A 26,497-nucleotide genomic window follows, 5' to 3' on the forward strand; every position below is an offset into this window, starting at 1 on the left:
ATATGATTAAATTAATAAAATATTTAAAACCTTTTGCAGGATTGATTATTGCAGCTGTAATGCTTTTGTTCGTACAGGCCATGTGTGATCTTGCGCTTCCAGATTACACATCTAATATTGTAAATAAAGGTATACAGCAAGGTGGTATTGTAAGTTCTGTACCTCAGGCAATAAGAGAAAGCCAAATGGAAAAAATAAAAATATTTATGAATAAGAGTGATTTAGAGGAAGTTTCTAAAAGTTATGTTCCTGTTGATAAATCAAATGCAGACTATACTAGGTATTTAAAGAAGTATCCAAATCTCAAAAATGAACCTATTTTTGTACTTAAGGATGTTGATAAAAATCAAATGAACAAATTAAGTTCTATAATGGGAAGATCCATAATAGATGCTTCAGGTGTTGAACAGATTAAGTCCAGTGCGAAAAATGGAGTGATTTCATTTAATGGCATGAAAATACCGGCTAGTGCAGATTTATTTGATATGATTTCTAAAATGCCAGATAAGCAGCGTTTAAAAATAATTGAAGATATAAACAAAAAAACATCTAGTTTGGATGATAATATGGTTGTCCAATTGACTGCCTCTAAAATTAAAGCAGAATACAAGGCACTTGGAATGAATACGGATAAAATCCAGAGTAAATATATAATAAATGTTGGAATAACTATGCTTTTTATATCACTTCTTGGGGGTATGTGTACCGTTGCAGTTGGGTTTTTAGCAGCAAGAACTGCAGCAGGGCTTGCCAGAAATTTGCGTAAAAATGTATTTGAAAAAGTTGAAAACTTTTCAAATGCGGAATTTGATAAGTTTTCAACGGCATCTCTCATAACAAGGAGTACAAATGACATTACTCAAATACAAATGCTTATGGTTATTATGATAAGAATGGTATTTTATGCACCAATTATGGGAGTTGGTGGTGTAATAAGAGCTATGGGAAAAAGTAAATCCATGTCATGGATTATTGCACTTGCAGTTATAGTGCTTTTAGGGTTGATACTTGTAGTATTTGCAGTAGCTTTTCCAAAGTTTAAAATTATACAAAAGCTTATAGATAAACTAAACCTTGTAACTCGTGAAAATCTTTCTGGAATGATGGTAATAAGGGCTTTTAATACACAAAAGTTTGAAGAAGAGCGTTTTGACAAGGCAAATAAAGATGTGACAAAGACAAATTTGTTTGTAAATCGTGTGATGGTGTCCATGATGCCTGTAATGATGTTTGTAATGAATGGAATTACACTGCTTATAATATGGGTTGGCGCTCATGAAGTTGCAAATTCAAATATGCAGGTAGGAGATATGATGGCATTTATGCAGTATGCAATGCAGATAATTATGGCATTTTTAATGCTTGCTATGATGTTTATTTTAATACCAAGAGCATCTGTTTCTGCAGGCCGTATTGAAGAAGTTTTAGAAACAGATATTTCAATTGTAGATCCAGAAGATAGGGCACATTTTGAAGACAATATACAGGGAATTGTTGAATTTAACAATGTATCTTTCAGATATCCTGGAGCAGGTGAAGATGTCTTAAAAAATGTAAGTTTTAAAGCTCTTTCTGGAAAAACAACGGCATTTATAGGCTCTACAGGTTCTGGAAAGACAACCCTTGTAAATTTGATTATGCGTTTTTATGATGTAACAGCAGGTGAAGTGCTTGTAGATGGAGTGAATGTAAAGAAAATAACTCAGCATGAACTTCGGGATAAAATTGGATATGTACCACAGAAAGGATACTTATTTAGCGGCACAATTGAATCCAACCTTAAATATGGAGATAAAAATGTAGGTTATGATGGTATAAATCATGCTGTAGAAGTTTCTCAGTCAGAAGGATTTATAAATGAAAAAACTAAGGGAATTAAAAGTGAAATTTCCGAGGGAGGCTCAAATGTATCTGGAGGTCAGAAACAGAGACTTTCTATTGCCCGTGCTCTTGTGAAGAAACCTGAAATTTATGTATTTGATGATAGTTTTTCTGCTCTCGATTTTAAAACGGATGCTGCCCTTAGAAAGGCACTTAGAAAAGAGACTACTTCAAGTACATTCCTTATTGTGGCACAGCGTATTTCTACAATTATGGATGCAGATCAAATAATAGTTCTTGATGATGGTAATGTAGTAGGAATAGGTACTCATGAGGAGCTTATGAAAAATTGTGAAACTTATAGGGAAATTGCTCTTTCACAGCTTTCAAAGGAGGAATTGGCATGAGTGATAAATATAAGATAAAAAGACAAAAGTCACATCAGCATGGACCTGGTGGTATGATACAGGGCGGCGAAAAGGCAAATGACTTTAAAGGTACTATGAAAAAGCTCATGTCATATATGAATGAATATAAATTAGCTGTTATCATAGTATTTATATTTGCAGCTGCAAGTGCTGTGTTTTCCATAGTGGGACCTAAGATATTGGGTAAGGCTACAACTAAGCTCTTTGAGGGAATTATGGGTAAAATTTCAGGCTCAGGCTCTGGAATAGATTTTGATTATATAGCTAGGATATTAATAATACTTGCAGGACTATATGCGTTAAGTACACTTTTTAGTTATATTCAGGGATGGCTTATGTCTGGTGTTTCCATGAAAGTAAGCTACAAGATGCGAAAGGAAATTTCAAAGAAAATAAACAGATTACCTCTTAAATATTTTGATGGAACAAATCAAGGGGAAGTACTATCTCGTGTTACCAATGATGTGGATACGGTGAGTCAGACTTTAAATCAGAGCTTGACTCAGATAATTACTTCCATTACTACTGTAGTAGGGGTACTTGTGATGATGCTGAGCATAAGCTTTACTATGACTTTAGTAGCACTTTGCATAATTCCACTATCTATGGTAATTATGATGTTCATAATCAAACAATCCCAGAAATATTTTAAAGAGCAGCAGGATTATTTGGGACACGTAAATGGGCACGTAGAGGAAATGTATGGTGGTCATATAGTTATGAGAGCTTTTAATGGTGAAGAAGATAGCATTGAAAAGTTTGATGGACTAAATAATACACTGTATAAATCTGCGTGGAAATCACAGTTTTTGTCAGGCATGATAATGCCAATTATGAACTTTGTCAGCAATCTTGGTTATGTAGGTGTGTGTGTGCTTGGAGGGTGGCTTGCCATAAAAAAGACTATTGAAGTTGGAGATATTCAAGCTTTCATACAGTACGTAAGGTTTTTTACCCAGCCAATTACTCAAATAGCAAATATATCAAATATACTTCAACAAACTGCTGCTTCAGCAGAGCGTGTATTTGAATTCTTAGAAGAGGAAGAAGCAGTACCTGAGACTTGCAATCCTGTAAAACTTGAAAAGGTTGAAGGGTATGTAGAATTTAGAAATGTTCATTTTGGATATAATTCTGACAAAGTTGTTATAAATGATTTTTCAGCTAAGGTAAAACCAGGTGAAAAAGTTGCGATTGTAGGACCAACAGGTGCAGGAAAAACTACTATGGTAAAACTTTTAATGCGATTTTATGATATAAATAGCGGGTCTATTTTAGTAGACGGACATGACATAAGAGATTTTAGGCGAAATGATCTGAGATCTATATTCGGTATGGTGCTCCAGGATACATGGCTTTATAATGGAAGTATAATAGAGAATATAAGGTATGGGAGGCTTAATGCTTCCGATGAAGAGGTTAAAATTGCAGCGAAGGCAGCTCATGTGGATAGTTTTGTGCGCACTCTACCAGATGGATACAATATGATTTTAAATGAAGAAGCCTCTAATGTATCCCAAGGTCAAAAGCAGCTTTTAACAATTGCAAGGGCTATACTTGCAGATCCTAAAGTTCTTATTCTTGATGAAGCAACCAGTTCTGTAGATACCCGTACAGAAGTTAGGATAAAAAAGGCAATGGATAATCTTATGAAAGATCGTACTAGTTTTATTATTGCACACAGATTGTCTACAGTGCGCGATGCAGATTTAATTCTTGTAATGAATAATGGTGATATTGTAGAACAGGGAAATCATGAAGAACTTTTGAAAAATAAAGGATTTTACTATAATCTTTATAATAGCCAATTTGAAGATTCTCTGGCTGCTGAATAAATTGCAATTTGTTACAAAAAAATAACTAAGTGATAGCATGTCAATAATATCTTGAAAAAGAATATTTTTGATGTGCTATTTTTTTAATTATTTAAGGTAGACGTATTTGATGCAAATCTATAAAAATTATTTAACATAAATTTTATAGTATCAAAATATAATTTAGTGTGATGTATATTAAGTTCAAAATTATTACTTGTAAGATTTAAAAATATAAATTAGTAACAAGTTATAAAATGTAAAATTTCTGAAGGAGGATAATTAAATAGTGGATAGTAAGGATAACTTAGTAAAAGATCAATTAAAGGATGATGAACAAATAAATAGTGCAGCTAATAAGATAGATGGCGAACATACACAACCAATTAGTAGTCCAAAACTTAAACTTGTATTTTTTGTAAAACAAGGAATGGATAGTTTTTTAGATGATATTATAAATGGATTATCTAATGAGTATATAAATAGAAAAATTGTAGTTAGTGATTTCAAACAAATTGATGAAGGTATGCAGTGGGCTGATATATGTTGGTTTGAATGGTGTGACGAACTTATAGGGTATGGAAGCAAATTAGCGATTGCTAGAGAGAAGAAAGTAATATGTAGGCTGCATAGATATGAAGTCTTTACCAATTATCCTAAACAAGTTAACTGGGATAATGTAGATAAACTTATAATTGTAACAAAACATTTAAAAATATTTTTAAAAGCTCAAATTCCAGATATAAATTCAAAAGTTGATATTGTAATTGTAAACAATGGAGTGAATTTAAGCAAATATAAATTTAAAGAAAGAAAAAAAGGTTTTAATATTGCTTATATAGGATATATCCACTCTAGAAAAAATCCTGTTTTAGTACTTCAAATAATGAAAGCACTTACTCAAAAAGATAAAAGATATAAATTATATGTTGCTGGCCAGTTTCAGGATGGTTTAATTAAGTTATATTGGTTTGACCAGATAAAGAAAATGAAGCTTGAAGAAAGTGTAATTTTTCAGGGATGGCAAAACAATGTAGAGAGTTGGTTAGAAGATAAGAATTATGTTTTATCAACAAGTATACATGAAAGCTTTGGATATGGTATTGCAGAAGCTATGGCAAGTGGGATAAAACCTATAATTCATAATTTTGTATTTGCAGATGAAATATGGGATAAAAAATTTTTGTTTTGCTCTATAGATGAAGCAATAAAAATGATAACAGAAGAAAAATATGATTCTAGAGAATATAGAAATTTTATTCAAGATAATTACAGAAATGAATTACAAATAGATAAGATAAAACAAATAATTAAGAATATAGAAATTAGCAGTAAAATAGGACAACAAAAGTTTGATTATAAACAATATTGGAATGATAGATTGGATAATAAATTTGATATAGAGGGTGTTGGTTATATAGGATTAGGAAGAGAATATAATGAATATCTATATAAAGCAAGGCTTTATACGTTAGATAAAATAATTAAAAAATTATTTAAAAAATCTAAACTAACAACAGTATTTGAAATAGGTCCAGGTATAGGAGTATTTACAAATTATTTTAAACAAAATGGAATAAGTAATTATTATGCTATTGATATATCAAAAAAATCAGTGGAAGTATTATCATCAAAATATAATAATTTTAATTTTATACAAGGTGACATAAGTGAAGGTAAAAATTATCCTAAAAATAGTAAATATGATTTAGTTTTCAGTGCAGATGTACTTTTACATTTAACTGATGAAAATAAATTTAAACTTGCATTGAAAAATATGAAAAATGTATTAAATGATAATGGCTATATGATTATTTATGATGCTATAAGTAAAAATGAAGTAAAAAGTACGTCACCACACGTAAGGATTAGGAGTGTTGAATATATTAGAAAAGTACTTAGTGAAAATGGTATGGAAATAGAAACATGTATTCCTATGTATTTTTTTGCTAGTAGCCCATTCGATATTAATAGATCACAAACTGAATCATTGGAAGCCATTAATATTTTTAATTTAATACAAGTATTTCTTAATCAAAATTATTGTAATATAAAAGGAGAAAATAAGAAAATTGTATTAGAATATTTGTATTATGTTGATAAATTATGTTTATCCAATTATAAATATGGATTGTCTGAAAAGTTGCTGATTATAAAAAAGAAGCAAAATAGGATTAATGTTAATATTGACATTGACGATATATGGGAAAAAAGTAATATAAGTGATAATATTAAGTCTGCTTTGCAAAATATTGAAAATAATAAGGAGCTTTATAATAACAATGAATTGATACGTATACAACAAAATGTTAATAATTTAATTTTATCTAAATATACTATAAAAGAAGTCTATGAAAAAATTAATTTGTTCAGTGGCTATGATACAGATTTTGTTGATAAGTATGATTTTGATAATTCCAAAGCTATTATTGGTAAAAAAGAAAAAATTAATAGCAGATATGCTTTAATAGAATTTATTTTAGCTAATAATGAAGCACAATTAATAGTTACAGGAGTTATTTATGATAATGAAGGAAAAGAAATAATCCTGCCTAACTATTTAAATTTTTCAAGTAATAGAAATAAACTGATTGAAATAATTAATAGGGTGATTAATAGCGATATGGAATACAACAATAGAGGTATAGCAGGTTTTATTAATGATAAGAAAATAGTTGATGATATAAAAGAAAACCAATTAGCATATAATTGGGAAAGAGGAATACCAGCTACTCAATTTATGCCATTAGTCGGCTATATAAATGTTATTGAAAGGTACAAATTAGCATTTAATTTTATAAAAAAATCGTATATTGTTTTGGAAGCTGCTAGTGGATTTGGATATGGTGCAGCATATATTTCAAAGGAATGTAAACAAGTAGAAGCATTAGACCTAGCTAAAGAGAATATTTTATTTGGTAAAAAAATGTATAGTTTTGAAAATATTAATTGGGTTGTAGGAGATGTAACAAAATTACCTTATGCTAATAATTATTTCGATGTATATATTTCATTTGAGACATTAGAACATTTGCCATTAAACTTAGTAGAAAGATATTTTTCTGAGGCTGTTAGGGTCTTAAAAAATAAGGGTAAAATGATTATATCTACTCCAAATAAAGCTGTGAGAGAAAATGTTAGAAATCCATTCCATGTTAAGGAATATAATTTTTTAGAATTTGATGAGTTATTATATAAATATTTTTCTAACGTACAATATTACTCTATAGTAAACAATAGATTAACTAAAGGGATGAATTTATCTGCATACAATATGATGGCTGTATGCGAAAAATAATACAACTTCACAATAAATAAACGACCGTTTATTAAAATGGTCGTTTATTTATTGTGTTTTTCTCTTTTAGAGAATATATTCTGGATAGGTGTATGGACTGAAATTGATGACCTATAAAGTTCTAATTTTTTATAACACATTAAATAATTGCAGCATAGTATGTGTAGTGGGAAATGAAAATCCCCAAAACCTTTAAAAGGAGATGTTTAAATTGGCACTTTCAGCAAGTTTTGATACACCTCAATCTGGTAGTGTTAGGTCTATAAATGTAACAGGAACTATTCCTGCAGAGTCTCAGGCATATGCTTATGTTACGGTGCAGGTTACTAACACTAGCGGTACTGTTAACAGAGCCAATAGCGCATATTCTAGCGTATATGTTTTTAATAATACAAGCTCTGTAGAAAGAGTATCAGCTTCAGCCAACGTTAGTATAGCTATTGTACCAAAGATTCGTACTACAGATTCAATTAGAGAAGATCAAGTAACTATTGACTGGGTTGTAAGATAATGTCTTTGATTTGAGCAGAATTAATTGAACTATCTTAAAGCTATAAGTTCAATTAATCATTGCTAAAATTTAAAGTTTTGTGGAGCCATTTTATTTTGGCTCCATTTAATAATAAAAAAGGAGGAAAATAAATTGTCCAATATAATAATTCCTGCCAGTAAAAGCCTTACTGTAACCAATAAATCACCAAAGGAAAATATAAATTCTAACCATATAAAGGTAGGTTATCATCAGAAATTTAAATATATTAGCTATCTGTTTTTTGATATTTCCAGTATTCCTCCCAATGCCAAAATTTTGAGTGCAAAACTTGTATTATTTAAAACAAATAATTTTTATAAAGATAATAAAGAACTAGTTATTTATCAGTTAGATGATTATTTTAGCAGTTATACAACCTATAATAATCGTCCTAAAGTTAACAAGGATATTAAAGAAAACTTTAGCCCATTTACTTCAAAAATTTCTGTAACAGTAGATGTTACAAAATTTGTCTTGTTGTGGATTAAATCAAAATCTATTTGTACAGGATTAATGCTGGCTGGAGATTCAAATTGTAGTCTTTCATCATTTGGTTCTTCAATAAGCAGCGATAGTTATATTATTCCTTTTATTGATATTAAATATAAGGTGTATTGCATAAGCTGTTGTGATGGAGAAGCTACCATAAGAGAAGTCAATGTTACGGGAACGGTTGCGCCTGAATCAAAATATATGTCAATCTTAAATGTTGAAGTAAAAAGGCATAAAAGCAATAAGGTGGGAAATTATTATATTGCTGATGAGTATGATAACTCATCGGGAGTTACTCCCCTTAAGATAGATAAAAATTACAAAGTTGTTATTATTCCAAAAGAAAGAAAAGGTGATACTGAAAAGGTGAATCTTTATGGTTCATATAAGGAAGACAAAAAGACATAAAACCAAAGAATATGAGCATATTAAATTAACTTATATGTTGTCAATTTAATTACTATAATTAACAAATGAATAATTTATGATTAGTATTATTTTATACAAACAACAACAATTTGTTTTATTACCTGTATCCTTTTCAAAATATAAGATTATTGTAAAATTCAAATAATTTCCTGCCAATAAATGCTTATATTCATTAAATTTCCTTTTACATACCTATATTAAAATCAATACATTGTATATTTTATATATAACTCTTAAATACGTTAATTAATAACGCAAAATATAGTACAATATTGTACATCAGGAGGAATAAAGATGAACAATGAAATAAGTTTATGTATGATTGTAAAAAATGAAGAAAAATGTTTGCCGACATGTCTTGAAAGTGTTAAAGATGTTGTTGACGAGATAATTGTTGTTGATACAGGTTCTACAGATAAAACAGTAGAGATTGCACGAAACTATGGTGCTAAGGTGTATTATTTCAAATGGAATAATAATTTTAGTGAAGCCAGAAATGTTTCGTTAAAATATGCCACTAAGGATTGGATATTAATAATGGATGCAGATGATGAATTGCGGGGTAAATATAAAGAAAATTTTAAATTGTTACTAAATAGCAAATTAGACGACAATCTAGTTTATTTCTTTGAAACATTAAACTATTATGGGGACAAACCTGATGATAATTGTATTACTATAAATCTAAATCCACGAATCTTTAAAAATGGTCGTGGATTTCATTATGAAGGAGAGATTCATAATCAGTTAATATGTCCAAATAATGAACGTGGTGCAATTTGTAATGATGTAAAAATATATCATTATGGATATCTGAATAAAAATATAGTGTCTAAAAATAAGAGAAAAAGAAATATATCAATTTTAAACAAACTGATCGAAAAAGAACCTAATAATAAATTTAATTATTTTAATCTAGGTAATGAATATGTAGCTTTAGATAATCCTAAAAAAGCACTAGAGTATTATTATAAAGCTTATGAAGATTTTAATCCTGATACAGGCTTTAGCCCGGCGTTGGTTTTACGAATAATTGTTTGTAATTATAATATACGAGAATATACTAAAGCACTGGATTTTATTGATACTGCAACTAAGTATTATCCTAAATTTACTGATTTATATTTCTTTAAATCTCTTGTTTATAAAAATTTAGGTAAAATTACACTACAGATAAAGGCGTTGAACAAATGTGTTGAAATTGGAGAGCCTCCTTCACAACTAAAGTTTTTTTATGGAAGTGAGAGCTTTAAATCATACTTTGAATTAGGTAATGTTTATATGCATTTTAAAGATTATGATACTGCATATGATTATTATATTAAATCACTTAAATCAAAACTGGATTTTATTGATCCACTATATTGTATTGCACACATATTAAAAGAAAAAAATATTAGTCACGCTAAATTTAAAAGTATCATAGAAAAATTTTTTTCTGGTTCTACGAAAGGTTATCCTGTTATTGCTGATATATTTTATAAAGAAGGACTTTATAAAATAGCATTAGAATATATTCAAAAATGTGAAGAAGCAAAAATAGTTACAGAGTCTATTAATATGCTAAAAGCGAAATGCCTTATAAGAACTGGTGCTTTTGATGAATGTGTTAATATGAATTCTATAAAAGTTGAGTCACCTTTTTATACACATTTTTCCATGTATAGGGTTTTAAGCTGTATATTAAGTAATAAAATTGATTATGCATCATCTATATTGAGTAGTTTTGAGAAAAATACTTTATCAGATAATGATAAAAAATTATTGAAAATATATTCTGAACTAGTAAAACTATTTAAAGATGAACCAACAGAAATTATATCTGAAAATGAAAGCCAAATAGAATATGAAATGATTTTAGAAGTATGTGAAATATTGCTTATAAATATGAAATTTGATGAATTAAAGATAGCTGTAAATTTATTCAATTTGATAGATAATAAATATGCGTTTCTTTACCTTGGAAAATTATATAATAAATATGATTTTGTTGATCTTGCTAGAAAAGAAGTATTAAGGTCTATAAAAGAATTTAGTATATATGATAACGAAGGCCTTGACATATTAAAAGAATAAAATTTGCTTGACAAATGGAGACTACAAGTGTAGTATGATATTAAAGACTACACTTGTAGTACGAAAGGAGGCGAAAAAATTGAATAAAATACCTAAAATATCAGATTCAGAATGGGAAGTGATGAAAGTTTTATGGAAAAAATCACCCCTTACTTCCAGCGAAATTATTGAGATTTTAAAGGAGCATAGTTCTTGGAATCCCAAAACTATTCATACTCTTATTAGCAGACTGGTAACTAAAGATGCTATCAATGTAAAAAAAGATGAACCTTTTTATTTATATTCCCCTAATATATCCGAGAAAGAATGTAAAAAGGTGGAGACAAAATCTTTTATTAAAAAGGTTTATGACGGCTCAATAAATTTGCTGATTTCCAATTTTATAAAAGACGAAAAATTGTCCGAGAAAGAAATAGAAGAATTAAAACAAATATTAGATGATAAGGGATTTTCAAAGAAATAACCAGTCAGTATGCTAGCCTATTTTTTATCATACTGCGTCGGTAGAACCCTTAGATAGGATTCACTATCTGCGGAACCTACCTCCTTGTCTGATAAAAAATATCCGTCGCATCTTTGACTTGTTAGTTTCTTTCAAATCCCTAAAAAGAAGTAGGGGGGACAGTTTTCATGCAGCTTTCTTTTATATTTAAAATGATTGTGTTATCGTCAGCCGCAGGCAGTATAGTTGCAGTTATAATTTTTGCTTTAAAAAGCTTATTAAAAAATAAACTTAATGCTTCTTGGCAATATTTTATATGGTTTTTGCTTATCATTAGATTGATTATACCTACTGGGTTTGATACCCCGCTAAGTAAGTTTAATGTATTTGCAAATACTACTCAGAGAATTCAAACATCTCAAAATATAGCTGGAAATAGCAGTAATATAAAAAATGTGGTTGAAGGTAATAACAAAATTTTAAAACCTAATTTAGAAAAAAAGAACAACTTTGGAGAAACAAAAGTAAAAGACTTTAATTATTATGTCAATATAGCAAGTATAGTATGGATGATAGGAGCAACTCTTATTTTAGCTGTTATGTTATTTTCATATGGAATGTTTTACTTAAAAATAAGAAAGCTTTCATTTTGTCAAGATAAAGAAATGAATGAGATACTCAAAGAGTCTAAGTCTATTATGAATATCTCAAAATTTATACCAGTTGTTTATGATGGGTATATAAATACACCTTCGCTTTTGGGAGTTATAAATCCTAAGATTTTAGTTGATCCTGATTTAATAGGAAAGCTTTCTTTTGAAGAAAAAAGGCATATTTTTTTACATGAACTTTCTCATTTTAAGAGAAAAGATATTTTTATAAATTGGGTAATATTATTTCTGGAAATTATCCATTGGTTTAATCCCATAATATGGTTTGCATTTAGTAGAATGAAGGAAGATTCGGAATTAGCTTGTGACGCTTATGTCTTATCTTATTTAAACAAGAAGGAACAGAAAGAATATGGGGAAACTATTATCGAACTTGCAAAATTTGTTTCAGGTATCAAATTGATTCCCGGAACTAGCGGGATGATAAAGAGAAAGTCAAATGTAAAGAGGAGGATAATCATGATAAAAAAGTTTAAGAAGAATACATTTAAATGGATAGGGGTACCAGTATCTATTTTGGCAGCTATATGTATGGTTGGCATAACTAATTTGCCAACTAAAGCTATAGGGTTGAAAACTCAAAATAAATTGGTTGAAACTGTACAAAGTAAGGCAACCTATGTAAATATAGTTAAAAAGTTTTTGCCTAAAAATGCACAGATTGTAACTTCAAGTAATACGAAAGAGGGAGAAAATGTTTTATTAAAGGATTTGAACAATGATGGCAGAATTGAAATTGTAAGTGCTTATAAATCAATAGGTCAAAGTGAAAAAATAAATATAATAGTTCTGAAAAGAATAGGAAACAATTGGATTAAAGCTTTGGACGAACCTGTGGAAGGCTTTAAGGCAGATATAGCATTGACAGCAGATATAGATGGCGATGGAAAAGATGAAGTACTTTTAGGTAGAAGAGTTGGGGGAACTCTAGGACAACTTTCTATTTATAAGTGGAACAATAATACTTTAGATAAAATGCCAATTCAGTGGAATAGTGATGTTTTAGATAAAATGCCGGTTGGAGAGATAGATTATTCTAAAGTAGATATAGTAGATATTCCAGGAAAGGATATGAAAGCTATAGCTGTATGGAACCATGATACAGGAAATGCGTATATGATTAATGTATTAAAGTTGAATGGAAAAACTTTTGAATCAGCAGATGACCTTTGCCCTGATTACTTTAAACAGAAAGTAGTACCTTACTACGAGCAAAAAGTGAAAGAAATGCCAAAGGCAGGATTTTACTGGTACTATTTAGCAGATTCACAAATAAAAGCAGGAGATAAAAAATCAGCATTGAAATCAATAGAAGAAGGTTCGAATGTGGCTACAGGTTATCCGTCAAAAGAAGAATTTAACATACTTAAAGAAAAAGCTTCTAAATAGATACTAAGTGAAAAGTTGATATATACTCGGAAATAGAGAGGGTACATTTTCGGGTATATATTAACTTTTATTAAAAGTAAGTTTGAGCTTTAGGAGGATTCATAGTAGTAAATGGTAGAAAGTATAGACAGAGAAGAAAGAGTAATAAAAAAACAAAAATTAAAAATTAATAAAAAGAAAGCAGTAAGGTCTCTTTGTATATTAGTTTTATTTATATATGTTTTACACGTAATATGGGTACATTTTTTGGTTAATAGATATAATAAGATCATATATCCAGGAGTTAAAGTTGAAGGTATAAAATTAAGCGGAAAAACACAAGAAGAAGCGGTAAACACTTTAAGAAATAAGTACATAAATGAGATACTAAAGAAAAATATAGTAATTAAAATTGACAATAAGATGTATACAATAAATTATTCAAAGTTGAACATAAGTTATAACCTAGAAGATACAATAAAAAATGCTTTTGACTATGGTAAAAGTGGAGATATATCTTACAAATATAAGATCATAAGCAGTGGCAAAGAAAAAAATTTTTCTCTAGAATACAGTTATGATAAAAAAGAAATTGAAAAAACTATATCAAAAATTCAAGGTGAATGTGATAAAAAACCAGTAAATGCAAGTATGACTAAAGACAAAAACGATAAATTTCAAATTACTAAAGAAAAAGTAGGATATGAAGTTGATAAGTACAAGCTTTTTAAAGACATTGATAGGGAAATAGGAAATAGGGATATTAAGGATATTATAGTTGATGTTAAAATGAAAAAAGTTGAGTCTGCTATAAAGAAATCGGATTTGCAGAAAATAGATACGAAAATATCCAGCTTTGCTACGGATTTTTCTTCTTCTACAGCAAACAGAGCTAATAACATACAGGTAGCTTCTAAAGCACTGAATGGAACTGTTGTTATGCCAAATGAAACCTTTAGTTTTAACAAAATAGTAGGAGAGAGAACAGCAGAAAGAGGATATGAAGCTGCACATGTTATTGTAGGTGATAAAGTAGAATCTGGGCTAGGAGGAGGAGTATGTCAGGTATCAAGTACCCTTCATAATGCTGTAGTAGGAGCAGGTATAGTGCCTACAGAAAGAGATCACCACAATATGCCTGTGAGTTATGTAGGTATTGGAATGGATGCTACTGTGGATTACGGAAACATAGATTATAAATTTAAAAATACACTAGGGTATCCTATATTTATAGAATGTACTACTGATGATAAGAAACTTACATTTAATATTTATTCAAATTCTAAATTGACTAAAAAGACTTATAAGCTTGTAAATAGTGTAAAAACAGTAAATAGATCTGGCAAGGCGGTATGTGAGGCAAAAGCGTATAAAGTTACTTATGAAGATGGAAAAGAGGTTTCAAGAGATGAGATAAACAGTGATTGTTATGTAAAATGAGACAGGTTGATATATTATTTTAAATATAGTAATATATAAAATATATTATAGAAAGGGCAAGGTATGTAATTAATGAAGATTAACTAATTCAGCGTTCTTAAAATCAATTGAGATTTATTTTTAAGGCTTTTGTGCCTCTATTTTTGCTGGGTTAGTTTAAATGAAATAATAATTACTATAGATGTTTATGCTTTTTTGGCATAGCTATATACTTATGGATTCATTTATCTTTCCGGCGTTTGCAAAGGAGAGATTTTTTTTATGCTTATTTTAGAAGCTGTGAATTTGAAAAAATATTATGGAGATAGATTAATCATATCTACCAATGATTTAAAAATACGAAGAGGAGATAAAATTGGTATTGTAGGAGAAAACGGTGCAGGTAAAACTACACTTTTGAATATCTTATCAGGAGAGACAGATGCAGATACAGGTGTTATTAAAAGGTATTGTTCTGCAGCGTATATAAAACAATTTTCAGACGAAAATGTGAATATGCAAGGTAAGCTTTTTAAAGAATTTGGAGTGAATTATAAATTTGATTGTCAGAAGGCAAGTGGAGGTGAACGTGCTAAGCTTAGTATTGCAGCTGAATTAAGTAAAAACAGTTCTTTGCTTCTGGCAGATGAACCTACATCCAATTTAGATTATAAAAGTATAAAAGTACTAAAGGAAAAGTTGAGTAAGATAGAAACCATTGTGTTGATAAGCCATGATAGAGATTTTATGGATACTCTATGTAATAAAATTATTGAAATAAGAAATGGCAAACTTTTCTTTTACGAAGGAAACTATTCTTTTTATAAAAAGCAAAAAGATTTAAGAATAAAAAGGCAGAAGATGGAATATGAAGAATATATAGAGGAGAAAATAAGGCTTGAAAAAGCAACAAGAGATGTACAGAGTAAATCAAAATCCATGAAAAAAACTCCAAAGAGAATGGGAAATTCTGAAGCAAGGCTTCACAAACGTGCAGTCAATGAAAAGAAGAAAAAATTAGATGCTGCAGTAAAGGGCATAAAATCTCGTATTGAAAAGCTGCAAGTTAAGGAAAAACCCGATAAAATTTTAAAGGTAAAAATTGATTTTTCTTTAACAAATCCTCCACAAAATAAAATTATTATGTCTAGTTCTAATTTTTATTTTAAATATAATAGAAATGAGATTTTTCATAATGCTAAATTTAAGGTTTATAATGGAATGAAGACAGCAGTTGTAGGAGATAATGGATCTGGAAAAACTACACTATTAAATCTTATAAATATGCAGGATAAGCAAATTTATACTGTGCCAAAAGCGGTTATTGGATATTTCCATCAGAACTTTGAAGATCTTGATTTTGATAAAACTGTACTCCAAAATGTTATGGTTAGCAGTATTCAAGGTGAAAGCTGTGTTAGAACAATTTTAGCAAGATTATTGATTTTTGGTGATGCAGTGCATAAAAAGGTTGGAATTTTAAGTGGTGGAGAAAAGATAAAGGTTTCTTTTGCAAAACTTTTTGCATCAAAAGCCAATGTACTGCTTCTAGATGAACCTACAAACTATCTTGATATGCAGTCTATTGAGGCACTAGAAGATTTTTTAAGAAGTTATGAAGGAACTGTACTCTTTGTATCTCATGATAGAGCTTTTATAAATTCTATAGCGGATAGATTGCTTATACTGGAGAATGAAAAAATAACGGAATTCGAAGGAAATTTGAAAGAATTTGAGAAAAATAAAAAGGTATCAAAAAATCAGGAAAATATGTATATAGAAAAATCAATTTTACAGATGAAGCTTACTGAAATTGTTTCTAGAATGTCCTTGAAAGATTGTGACAGAGAAGCATTGGATAAAGAATACCAATGTATTGCCAAACAATTGAATAAGATGTAAGGTCAGTGGGGAGTATTAGAACGGGTAGTCATCGGATAAAGAATAGAGGAATATATTGACATAAGTTTTATGCTGCTGTATCATGACTTTAGTAATATATGTGATATGTTACTTTTATTTCATATTAGTATTATAGGGGGTGGATATTATGAATTTCAATGCTTTATACAATCCTTTTAGTTCAGCAAGAAGCACAGCCTATGGGAAAAGAGGAATGGTGGCTGCATCTCAGCCTTTTGCAGCAGAAGCCGGTTTTGAGATTCTAAAAAAGGGTGGCAATGCAGTAGATGCTGCTATTTCAACAGCTGCTTGCTTGACTGTATGTGAGCCAACATCAAATGGAATTGGTGGTGATGCTTTTGCTACAGTATGGTTTAATGGTAAATTGCATGGATTAAATTCAAGTGGACCATCGCCAAAGGGAATTTCTATACCTATTTTGAAAAAATCAGGATATAATGAAATACCACAGTTTGGATGGGAACCTGTTAATGTTCCAGGAATTCCTGCAGCATGGGCATCGCTTTCAGAAAAATTTGGGAAATTGTCTTTTGAAAAGCTACTAGAACCTGCTATAAGGTATGCAGAGGAAGGTTTCCCTGTAACTCCGACAGTAGGGAAATTTTGGGGAAGAGCATATGAGCTATACAAAAGAAAATTAACTGATGAAAAATTTAAATATTGGTTTGATACTTTTGCACCAGAGGGAAGGGCTCCAAGAATAGGGGAGATGTTCACTTTAAAGGATCATGCAAAAACATTAAAAATTATAGCTGAGACTAAAAGTGAAGCATTTTATAGAGGAGAACTGGCTGAAAAAATAGATTATTTTTCAAGGAAAACTGGTGGATATATAAGAAAAGAAGATTTAGAAAAATACCATGCTGAATGGGTAAAACCTATAAGTATTAATTACAGAGGTTATGATGTATGTGAGATTCCTCCAAATGGACAGGGTATTACCGCACTTATAGCTCTTAATATATTAAAGGGTTTTGAATTCAATGAAAAAAATTCTGTAGATACTTATCACAAGCAAATGGAAGCAGTGAAATTGGCTTTTGAAGATACTTTAAGGTATGTAACAGACAGAAATAAAATGACAATTAAAATAGAGGACTTGCTGTCCGATGCTTACGCTGATGAAAAAAGAAAGAGAATAAAAGAAACTGCTTTTATGCCTGAATTTAGTAAAAACTCCAAAGGTGGAACAGTTTATCTTGCTACTGCTGATGGATATGGGAATATGGTGTCATACATACAGAGTAATTATATGGACTTTGGTTCAGGTCTAGTGGTACCTGGAACAGGTATTGCTCTGCATAACAGAGGGAAAAATTTCTCCTTTGATCCGAATCATGCAAATGCACTGGAACCTGAAAAAAAGCCATATCACACAATAATTCCTGGATTTTTAATGAAAAATGGCAAAGGTGTAGGACCTTTTGGAATTATGGGAGCCTTTATGCAGCCTCAAGCCCATGTACAAGTATTGATGAACTGTATTGATTTTAATTTAAATCCACAAGCAGCACTGGATGCTCCAAGATGGATGTGGAATGAGGAAAAAAATATTAGTATTGAGCATGCTTTCCCTCAGTATCTGGCAAAAGCTTTGTATGATAAAGGACACAAAATAAGTTATGCCATTGATGAGACCGATTTTGGAAGGGGTCAGATAATTTGGAGAGATGAAAATGGAGTTTTATCAGGAGGAACTGATTGGAGGACTGATGGAACTATATATTCATGGTAAAATTGGATTAATTAGGACAAGATCTAAAAGCGTGAATATTCTATACTAATCGATATATAGGGGGATTTTTCATAGAATTAAATTGACTAAACTAAAAAACGGACAATTTTGAAGAACACAGTATTATTTAAAATTGACATGCTCTCCTTGAGTCAGGTGGATTAAAAAATTAGAAATCTGTTACTGGAAAGGAGGGCATTTTTATTTGATTTTAACAAGCATATAAAAATTGATTTCTTTGGGATTAATTCCTCTATTTGTATCGCTTTTATTACCAGATATATTTAAAAATATAAATTTAACTTTTACTTTTTCATTTTCTTCAGTTAGAGTCATTTCTTCAGGTGATAATGCATTTTCTTTTGAAAGCATACCATATTTATCAATGAGATTTTTTACAAAAAAATTCAAATTTTTAGTGTAAATTTGATTGCCTTTATAAATTACTTTTATAATAAATGTTTCATAGTTATAAGAAGCACTTAAAGGTGAAATTAAAGTATTTGCACCATTTTGCAGGCTTTTCATAATAAAAAATAACCAAATACCTAAGATAAGTGTAAAGTATCTTTTCTCTGTTATTCCATAAGCATTTATACGTATGCTTATGGAAACAAACATCATTATAATAAGTGGTAAAATTATTTTTGGAAAAATTTTAGAAAAGTTATTTTGCCATGAGTTGTTATTTTTTATAGGAGTAATAAAGAACAGCACTATTGTAACAATCACTGAATACCATAAAACCAAGTGTGAAACTAAGCCAACAGGCCATTGTTTTGTTATTACTATTTTCTCAAAAATATATATAATATTATTGTGTATGCAGTTAAAAGAGGCATTACAATATATAGAAGCAGTATTCTTAAAAGTTTTGGATAAAATTTTATTGATATTTCCTCATGACTAATTGGTATTCCTGAAAGAAAATATAATAGTGAAAATATGAAGACTACAAATAACCATGTATAATAATAAATTTTTCCTAAGATTTTTATTCCAAGTAGTTTATCTATTGTAAATAAGATGGCAGAAAGTCCTAAGTATAGTACAATTGAGTATATTATAGTGATAAAAAATCCTGTAAATATAGTTATAACGTACATTTCAAATTGTTCTTTTTTTAGAAAATAGGGAATGAATAGAAAAGCTAAATATAATGTAGTGCTTACAGCAGCATATCTTGTAATAGAAACCATGTCCATGGTATTTAAAAATAAAAAGTAATAAACAATCAAGAATAAAATTCCACATAACTGAGCTGATAAAAGCTTAAATATGCTTTTTTTGTTTATTTTCTCAAAGAAAAGTTTTATACAAAGTGAAATAGGAATTCCTAGTGCTAGTATCATAGCAACTCTAGCTAAGGTATTTTCTTTAGGATTAGCTTCAGATATTACTATAAGTGTTAAGAAAACAGAAACTGAGAACATTATAGTTAAAGGGAATCTTTTGAGGCTTAAATACAGGCCACTTAAAATAGATTTAATATATGCCGTAAATTTCATAATATCCTCTCCTATTATTTTGTCTGATGGCTACCTACTGTAACACTCCCACATCTATCAAAGTGGGAGATAACAGTAGCTACGCCCCTAGATAATTCATCTAAACTTAGTGGGAGAAACAAAACTCTAAAGAGAAAGCGATTCACTTTAAATCAAAGATTTAAGTTTTATGTTTCTCCCACTAAGTAAGATTCATTGATAGTACATTTAATATAATTATTATTTTATCGTATAATTTATAATTTTATTCAATAATATTGTAGAAGCAATAATGTAGTAATATGGAGTGAAAATCTTTATAATTAAAGTAAAATGTAGGAAAACTAATTTTGAAATTTCCTAAATATTATTTTTATAGAAAAGGAGTAGAAATTTATATGGTACAGACAAAAAGAAGAGATGAAATATTAAAAGAAGATAAATGGCAGGTAGAGAGAATATATAAGGATATAGAAAGCTGGAAAAAGGATTTTGAAAAGTTAAAATCCATGGCACCAAAATTAAGTGAATACGCTGGTAAATTATCTGAAGGCAAGAAGCTTTTAGAATATTTTAAGCTGGATGAAGAAGTTTCAAGATTGGCAGGAAAACTAGCTATTTTTGCACATATGAAAAATGATGAAGATACTGCTAATCCTACTTTTCAAGTTTTAAGAGATAAAATATATGCATATGGTGCTGAAATAAAAAGTATGGAAGCATTTTTTATTCCTGAAATATTGAGTTTGCCAGAGGGAACTACAGATAAATTTATGAAAGCTGTTCCCGAATTAAACGTGTATAAGTTCTTATTAGAAAGAATTTTGAAAAAGAAGTCTCATACTTTAAGCGTTGAGCAGGAGGAACTTATGGCTTCGGTATCAGACTGCTTAAATGCCCCAGAGAAAGTGTATAGTATGTTATCTAATGCAGATATGACTTTTCCAAAAATAAAGGATGAGAGGGGAAAAAGAGTCGAGCTTACTGATGTAAATTATTCCGGTTTTATAAGGTCTAAAAAGAGATCTGTTAGAAAAGAAGCCTTTAAAACCCTATTCAATACTTATAAAAGATATAAAAATACTTTAGCAGCATCACTTACCTCAAATATTAAAAATTTTGTTTTTATATCAAAAACTAGAAAGTATAAAAGTTCAATGGAATGTTCACTAAAACCTAATGATATTCCTTTAGACGTCTACAATAATACGGTTGATACTGTAAATAATAATTTAAAGTCCCTGCACAGATATGTAAGCATTAAAAAGAAACTTTTAGGACTTCATGAAATGCATATGTACGATTTGTATGTCCCACTAATAGACACTGTAGAAGAACATATAGAATTTGATGAAGCAGTAAAAATAGTAAAAGAAGGATTAAAGCCTTTAGGAGAAGAGTATTTAGATATATTTGATAAAGGAATAAAGGACGGATGGGTAGATGTATATCCAAACAAAGGCAAAAGAGGAGGAGCTTATTCCACAGGGGATTATGATACTATGCCTTATGTACTTTTAAATTATGACTATAAGCTTACAGATGTTTCTACTTTAGCACATGAAATGGGTCATTCCATACATTCCTATTATTCGAGAAAAAATCAACCTTATATATATTCAGATTATTCTCTTTTCTGTGCAGAAGTGGCTTCAACTACAAATGAAAGCTTATTAATGCATTATTTAATTGATAACGAAAAGGATAAGAAAAGAAAACTTTATCTCATAAATCAAGAATTAGAGCAAATTAGAACTACTGTATTCAGACAGGTTATGTTTGCTGAATTTGAAAAAGTAACTCATGAAAGTATAGAAAATGGAACACCACTTACAGGAGAAGATTTATGTAAAATTTGGAGAGAATTAAATGTAAAATATTTTGGAAAGAATATGGTTGTAGATGAAGAAATAGATATGGAGTGGTCAAGAATTCCTCATTTTTATTGGGATTTTTATGTATATCAGTATGCTACAGGCTATGCAGCAGCACATTCTTTTGCTAATGCAATACTAGAAAGTGGAGAAAAGGCTGTGGAAGCGTATAAGGGATTTTTGAAGAGTGGATCCAGTGATTATCCAATAAATGTATTGAAAAAGGCAGGGGTGGATATGACTTCACCTAAGCCTTTAGAGGATACTATAAAAAGATTTGATGAATTATTAGATATGTTAGAAACTGTATTGAAAATAAAATGAACTCTCTATAATAAAAAAGAGTTTGCAGTAAATTTAGGTTCTTTCTGAGTTTTGGGTACATCAATCACTTAAAAAGAATGGCTATTCGGATGCGAATAGCCATTCTTTTTAGATTAAGTCAACAAGATTAAACGATGGCCTTTTAGAGAGAAATGCCAAAAAACATTTTTTTGCCAGATTGACTAATCCAGATTTTCCGTATACAATACGTTTGATAAGTTTGAATTTGTTGTTGTTTCCTTCAACAAATCCTGAACTTACTTTTAGAGATATTGCATTCTTGATCGGGGCAATATCTCTTTCTATACCATTGCAAAAAGAAGCTATTGATGAATCTCTGTATTTTTCAATAAAATCATCTATTTTGTCAGGATTACTTCCCATAATGATTGAATGGAAGGTGCCAAATATTTCGTCCACTTTTTCAACAACTGAATACTTTACTTTTAGTTCATTAATATATTTTCCTATAGTCTCATCTTTTTTTGTTTTTGGATTCTTTATAAGCAGATATTTTAACAGACTATTTCTTTTTATAATAATGACATCATCAGGATAACTCCATTCTATAAGGCACTTGGGGTTCATTGGAGTTCTATCTGGAAAGTTGTTTTTTTCAATGCAATAGATATAGTTCCATAATGATTTTTGATTTCCACTATATCCATGTTTCAAAATATAAAAATAAATCAGGTCATCATTGATTCCGTCACGCTGCATCTTGAAGATGATATTGATATATTCATCCATTATCGTTGTTCTTTTCTTATAATTAGCTGGATTGTTAAGTTTTTGGATTTCCTCCTCAGTCATGTTGATATATTTTTTTGCTGTTAATTTGGATATTTGAAATTCTTCTGAAACAAGTTTGATTCTTTTATTTTTGAGATTTCTCCAGTATTCCTGGATCTGACAGATCAATCGCTGTTTTTTTTCCTGCTTTCAGCATGTGCCCGATATTGTGGTGAATTCAGATCATGTTTTTTATTATCGAACTTAATTTCTGTTCCGTTAGGGGTTCGTGGAACAGAATTATCATAGTCAAACGACTCTATCATTTTCTCATTCGGCATTTTTTTCTTTAAAACTTTTTCTGGGGCTTTATCCAATATTTCATCATTACGTATAAATATTTTTGCCGGCATATCTTCTTTAAAAATATCTTTCATCCGATCAAGGAGATTTTGAAGCAGATGAAACCGGTCTGCCACCTGAATGCATTCCGGAAGTATCTCGCTAATGGCAGATGCATAGGCACTGGCACGGTCTCTTGCGACCAATTTTACTTTCTTATGCTGTTTTAGCCACTCTCTCAAAGGTTGTCCATCTCTACCTTCTAAGAGAGCAATTAGATGATGGCCTTTTAGATCATAAATAGCAGTCGCATAAGTTTGACCTTTTCGTATAGCAACATCATCCACACCTATTGCTTCCACATCTGGATCATCTACGAATTCTATACTGTCATACAGTCGTTGTATAGTATCATTACTGATTTTTACTCCAAGTAGTGCAAGAACCTTGCTTGCACCTTCGTTGCTTAAAAACATTGACACACCAAGAATCAAAGAATTCAGTGCATCAGTTCTTACCTGTGATAACTTTGCAAAAGGTAGTTTTTCCATAAATATTCTGCGGTTGCAAGCAGGATTCAGACATTCATACTTGTAAACATTTGCATGAAGAAATGTCTGTTTGCAATGAATTGGAGTATCCTGTAGAGTCCTTTCATAAGTAGCATGTAACTGTCTGCTTTCTGAACCACATTCAGGGCAACAGCAACTGTTTGGTTTTGATTTGACGTAAATATCTAAGGTGTTTTCATCTTCTGTATAATTATAGACAAAATGATTGTCATCCAGCAAAAAAGAAAAATCACCAATAGTTTTGTATTTCATTTTCAGCACCTTCTTCCATACCATTATTTTATCAAAATACCCAAATATAATAATAACAATAGCAAAAAAATCAAGTATCTTATGATACTTGATTTAATGTAAATACCCAAAACTCAGAAAGAACCTAAATTTAGCTGTAAACTCTTTTTACTTTGCTATAGTACAATTTAAGCATAATTGTATTAAATAAAGCTATTGACTTTTTTGATGAAATTGATTATAATTATCAATTAGAAGATAGTTAATATTAAAATAAGAAATTTCTGTGGATTTATCGTGATTTCCTATCAAAATAAGTTTAGGCAGTTTTGGTTATAAAAAATTATTTAGGAGATGAATACTATGTTTGCAAATTTATCAATGAATAAGTTAAGAAAATCTAAAAATATGTCAGAATCAGAAAACAGATTGCTTGTACATAAATTTGGAGTAAATCTTACGGAAATTGAAGTTGGGAAATCTGCAAAAATACGAGAACTTCATGGAAATAATATCCTTATGAAAATGTTGAAATCTATGGGAATAATTCCTGATGCAATTATTATAAAGAAGAGTGCAATACTATCTGAAGGGCCAATTGTCATTGAAAAAGGTCCCATGCAATTTGCGGTAGGATATGAGATGGCTAGAAATATCATTGTTGATCCAATATAGCAAAAGAACGTTTAATTTTAAAGCAGTATTTGAAATTAGGGGGAATATATGAAAAAAGTTATACTTGCAGGCAATCCGAATGTAGGAAAAAGTCTTATTTTCTCACGAATGACACGAATTAGAATAGCTACTGCCAATTATGCTGGAACCACGGTTGAAATGAAAACTGGAAAATGCAGGTATAAAAGCAATGAATATGAAATTATTGACGGCCCAGGTATTTATTCGCTTGAAAAATTTTCAAAAACGGATGAAATAGCACTTCAATTGATTGACGAGGCAGACATTATAATAGACATTATTGATTCCACAAATCTTGAACGCAATCTCAATCTAACTCTTCAACTTCTTCAAAAGAAAAAACCTACTGTGGTTTGTTTGAATTTTTGGGACGACACAGTACACAAAGGTATTACAATTGATGTACAAGCATTAGAAAAACTGCTTGGTGTTCCAGTAATACCAGTGAGTGCTCTTCGCTCTGAGGGGATTTCCAAACTTCTTGATTCCTTAGCCCATGCAAAAATATGTAATATAGAATTGAATGAAGCAGAGCGCTGGAATTTAATTGGCAGTATTATTAAATCAGTACAGAAATTGTCACACCGGCACCATACGCTGCTTGAACGTATCAGCGATTTTACACTTCATCCAGTTGGTGGTATCATAACAGCAATTTTTGTACTTGTATTTACACTTATTATTGTTCGATTTTTGGGAGAAGGTTTGATAAATGGAGTATTTGAGCCATTTTATTCACATCTGTATAATCCTCTATTGCAATCTATGGTAAAGCGTATTCCAATTTTGGGTTTAAGGGAGATACTTGTTGGAAATACAGCTTATTCAGATCCACTACAATCTTTTGGTATACTCACAAGTGGTGTCTATATTGCACTTGTATCTGTATTTCCATACTTTTTTTCGTTCTACCTTGTTTTTGGCTTTTTAGAGGATTTTGGGTATCTACCAAGACTTTCAGTTGTTTTTGATAAATTTTTTCATCATCTTGGGCTGCATGGTTATTCTTCAATTCCAGTTATGTTGGGTCTTGGCTGTAAGGTACCTGCATTTATGGCAACGAGGAGTCTGACAAATAGACGTGAAAAAATTCTAACCATTACACTAATTTTTATGAGTGCGCCGTGCCTTTCTCAAAGTGCCATGATTGTATCACTTGGTATGAATTACGGAGTTTTAACTGTAATTACGATTTATGCCATTTTAATCTTTCTTGCAATAGGCATGAATGTACTTATGAACAAATTTTATAAAAATGAGGATTCAATTGAATTTTTTACTGAATTTCCGGCATGTAGGATTCCATCAATAAAGCTAATGGCTGGAAAGTTGTGGATTCGCATTTCCGAATATTTTGCTGAAGTTCTTCCAATGATTGCAATAGGTGTTCTGGTAATGAATGTGTTAAGTGTGCTTCATGTACTGAGTTTTATTATAGAAATTGTAAAATGGCCAACAAAAATTTTATTTGGACTGCCTGCGGAAATTGCTCCAATTATGCTTCTAAATTTTCTACGCAAAGATGCCTCTGTTGCACTTCTTGTTCCACTCAATCTTACTGCACCGCAGTTTATTTGTGCCTGCATTTTTTTGACGCTTTCAACACCATGTTTAGCATCATTCTTTACAATGATTAAAGAACTTAGTACAAAAACCACTTTAAAAATAGTGGGACTTATTCTTATGATTTCAATTATAATAACCACTTTACTACATCTTTTATTTACACTAATTTTATAAAGATTTTAGCATTATTTAATGTGTGTCCAGCAGATAGTCATCGGATAAACT

At 30.1% G+C, this 26,497-nt stretch carries 18 protein-coding genes; 14 read left to right on the plus strand and 4 right to left on the minus strand.

Translation table 11 applies throughout. The annotated features are described in order from the left end of the window. Positions 1-2 precede the first annotated feature (2 nt). From DMR38_RS09685 to ggt, 11 genes are all read left to right on the plus strand, one after another. Positions 3-2,228 (plus strand): ABC transporter ATP-binding protein, encoded by a 2,226-nt coding sequence (locus tag DMR38_RS09685; protein WP_127721070.1) that lies wholly within the window; start codon positions 3-5, stop codon positions 2,226-2,228. Next, positions 2,225-4,084, plus strand: coding sequence for an ABC transporter ATP-binding protein (locus tag DMR38_RS09690; protein ID WP_127721071.1), 1,860 nt, complete (start codon positions 2,225-2,227; stop codon positions 4,082-4,084). The genes DMR38_RS09685 and DMR38_RS09690 overlap by 4 nt, the downstream gene beginning before the upstream one ends. 268 nt (positions 4,085-4,352) lie before the next feature. Then, a complete protein-coding gene (locus DMR38_RS09695) occupies positions 4,353-7,361 on the plus strand; it encodes a methyltransferase domain-containing protein (RefSeq protein WP_127721072.1) in 3,009 nt (1,002 codons plus the stop codon). Between the two features lie 202 nt (positions 7,362-7,563). Further along, on the plus strand, positions 7,564-7,872 hold the full coding sequence (locus DMR38_RS09700) for a hypothetical protein (protein WP_175412973.1): 309 nt from the start codon (positions 7,564-7,566) through the stop codon (positions 7,870-7,872). A gap of 132 nt (positions 7,873-8,004) precedes the next feature. Then, entirely contained in the window at positions 8,005-8,793 is a 789-nt protein-coding gene (locus DMR38_RS09705; protein ID WP_127721074.1) for a DNRLRE domain-containing protein, read from the plus strand. Positions 8,794-9,108: 315 nt separating this feature from the next. After that, positions 9,109-10,890 (plus strand): glycosyltransferase family 2 protein, encoded by a 1,782-nt coding sequence (locus tag DMR38_RS09710; RefSeq protein ID WP_127721075.1) that lies wholly within the window; start codon positions 9,109-9,111, stop codon positions 10,888-10,890. Between the two features lie 79 nt (positions 10,891-10,969). After that, positions 10,970-11,353 carry a BlaI/MecI/CopY family transcriptional regulator gene (locus DMR38_RS09715; protein ID WP_127721076.1) on the plus strand — a complete coding sequence of 128 codons (384 nt, stop codon included), beginning with the start codon at positions 10,970-10,972 and terminating at the stop codon, positions 11,351-11,353. Between the two features lie 167 nt (positions 11,354-11,520). Further along, a complete protein-coding gene (locus DMR38_RS09720; protein WP_127721077.1) occupies positions 11,521-13,392 on the plus strand; it encodes a M56 family metallopeptidase in 1,872 nt (623 codons plus the stop codon). A 111-nt stretch (positions 13,393-13,503) separates the two neighbouring features. Continuing rightward, the gene (locus DMR38_RS09725) at positions 13,504-14,811 is read left to right on the plus strand and encodes a VanW family protein (RefSeq protein ID WP_127721079.1); all 1,308 of its coding nucleotides are present in this window, start codon (positions 13,504-13,506) and stop codon (positions 14,809-14,811) included. A 261-nt stretch (positions 14,812-15,072) separates the two neighbouring features. Beyond that, the gene (gene abc-f, locus DMR38_RS09730; protein ID WP_127721080.1) at positions 15,073-16,692 is read left to right on the plus strand and encodes a ribosomal protection-like ABC-F family protein; all 1,620 of its coding nucleotides are present in this window, start codon (positions 15,073-15,075) and stop codon (positions 16,690-16,692) included. Positions 16,693-16,840: 148 nt separating this feature from the next. Beyond that, complete coding sequence (gene ggt / locus DMR38_RS09735) at positions 16,841-18,448, plus strand: gamma-glutamyltransferase (protein WP_127721082.1); 1,608 nt, start codon at positions 16,841-16,843, stop codon at positions 18,446-18,448. Between the two features lie 201 nt (positions 18,449-18,649). Here ggt and DMR38_RS22285 read toward each other — a convergent pair whose 3' ends face one another. Both DMR38_RS22285 and DMR38_RS22290 read right to left on the minus strand, forming a co-directional pair. Next, positions 18,650-19,180: a DUF4153 domain-containing protein gene (locus DMR38_RS22285; protein WP_347562543.1), complete on the minus strand. Its 531-nt coding sequence runs from the start codon at positions 19,178-19,180 to the stop codon at positions 18,650-18,652. A gap of 56 nt (positions 19,181-19,236) precedes the next feature. After that, a complete protein-coding gene (locus DMR38_RS22290; protein WP_243124535.1) occupies positions 19,237-19,956 on the minus strand; it encodes a DUF4153 domain-containing protein in 720 nt (239 codons plus the stop codon). A 377-nt stretch (positions 19,957-20,333) separates the two neighbouring features. On the opposite strand from DMR38_RS22290, the gene pepF reads away from it, so the two are divergent. Then, positions 20,334-22,133, plus strand: coding sequence for an oligoendopeptidase F (pepF, locus tag DMR38_RS09750; protein WP_127721086.1), 1,800 nt, complete (start codon positions 20,334-20,336; stop codon positions 22,131-22,133). Positions 22,134-22,241: 108 nt separating this feature from the next. On the opposite strand, the gene DMR38_RS09755 is transcribed toward pepF, so the two are convergent. Beyond that, positions 22,242-23,054, minus strand: coding sequence for a transposase (locus tag DMR38_RS09755; protein WP_243124537.1), 813 nt, complete (start codon positions 23,052-23,054; stop codon positions 22,242-22,244). Continuing rightward, a complete protein-coding gene (locus DMR38_RS09760; protein WP_243124538.1) occupies positions 23,051-24,031 on the minus strand; it encodes an ISL3 family transposase in 981 nt (326 codons plus the stop codon). Before DMR38_RS09760 ends, DMR38_RS09755 begins: the two co-directional genes overlap by 4 nt. A 342-nt stretch (positions 24,032-24,373) precedes the next feature. Here DMR38_RS09760 and DMR38_RS09765 point away from each other — a divergent pair, with 342 nt between their 5' ends. Then, positions 24,374-24,685 (plus strand): FeoA family protein, encoded by a 312-nt coding sequence (locus DMR38_RS09765; protein WP_175412974.1) that lies wholly within the window; start codon positions 24,374-24,376, stop codon positions 24,683-24,685. Between the two features lie 48 nt (positions 24,686-24,733). Continuing rightward, a complete protein-coding gene (locus DMR38_RS09770) occupies positions 24,734-26,446 on the plus strand; it encodes a FeoB small GTPase domain-containing protein (protein ID WP_127721089.1) in 1,713 nt (570 codons plus the stop codon). Positions 26,447-26,497: the final 51 nt, after the last annotated feature.

Source organism: Clostridium sp. AWRP (assembly GCF_004006395.2).
GTDB lineage: Bacteria > Bacillota > Clostridia > Clostridiales > Clostridiaceae > Clostridium_B.

Bases quoted from the DNA above. Each gene is read 5' to 3' on its own strand.
- DMR38_RS09685 (WP_127721070.1), top strand. From the start codon at position 3: ATGATTAAATTAATAAAATATTTAAAACCTTTTGCAGGATTGATTATT.
- DMR38_RS09690 (WP_127721071.1), top strand. From the start codon at position 2,225: ATGAGTGATAAATATAAGATAAAAAGACAAAAGTCACATCAGCATGGA.
- DMR38_RS09700 (WP_175412973.1), top strand. From the start codon at position 7,564: ATGTTTAAATTGGCACTTTCAGCAAGTTTTGATACACCTCAATCTGGT.
- DMR38_RS09710 (WP_127721075.1), top strand. From the start codon at position 9,109: ATGAACAATGAAATAAGTTTATGTATGATTGTAAAAAATGAAGAAAAA.
- DMR38_RS09720 (WP_127721077.1), top strand. From the start codon at position 11,521: ATGCAGCTTTCTTTTATATTTAAAATGATTGTGTTATCGTCAGCCGCA.
- DMR38_RS09725 (WP_127721079.1), top strand. From the start codon at position 13,504: ATGGTAGAAAGTATAGACAGAGAAGAAAGAGTAATAAAAAAACAAAAA.
- abc-f (WP_127721080.1), top strand. From the start codon at position 15,073: ATGCTTATTTTAGAAGCTGTGAATTTGAAAAAATATTATGGAGATAGA.
- ggt (WP_127721082.1), top strand. From the start codon at position 16,841: ATGAATTTCAATGCTTTATACAATCCTTTTAGTTCAGCAAGAAGCACA.
- DMR38_RS22290 (WP_243124535.1), bottom strand. From the start codon at position 19,956: ATGAAATTTACGGCATATATTAAATCTATTTTAAGTGGCCTGTATTTA.
- pepF (WP_127721086.1), top strand. From the start codon at position 20,334: ATGGTACAGACAAAAAGAAGAGATGAAATATTAAAAGAAGATAAATGG.
- DMR38_RS09760 (WP_243124538.1), bottom strand. From the start codon at position 24,031: ATGAAATACAAAACTATTGGTGATTTTTCTTTTTTGCTGGATGACAAT.
- DMR38_RS09765 (WP_175412974.1), top strand. From the start codon at position 24,374: ATGTTTGCAAATTTATCAATGAATAAGTTAAGAAAATCTAAAAATATG.
- DMR38_RS09770 (WP_127721089.1), top strand. From the start codon at position 24,734: ATGAAAAAAGTTATACTTGCAGGCAATCCGAATGTAGGAAAAAGTCTT.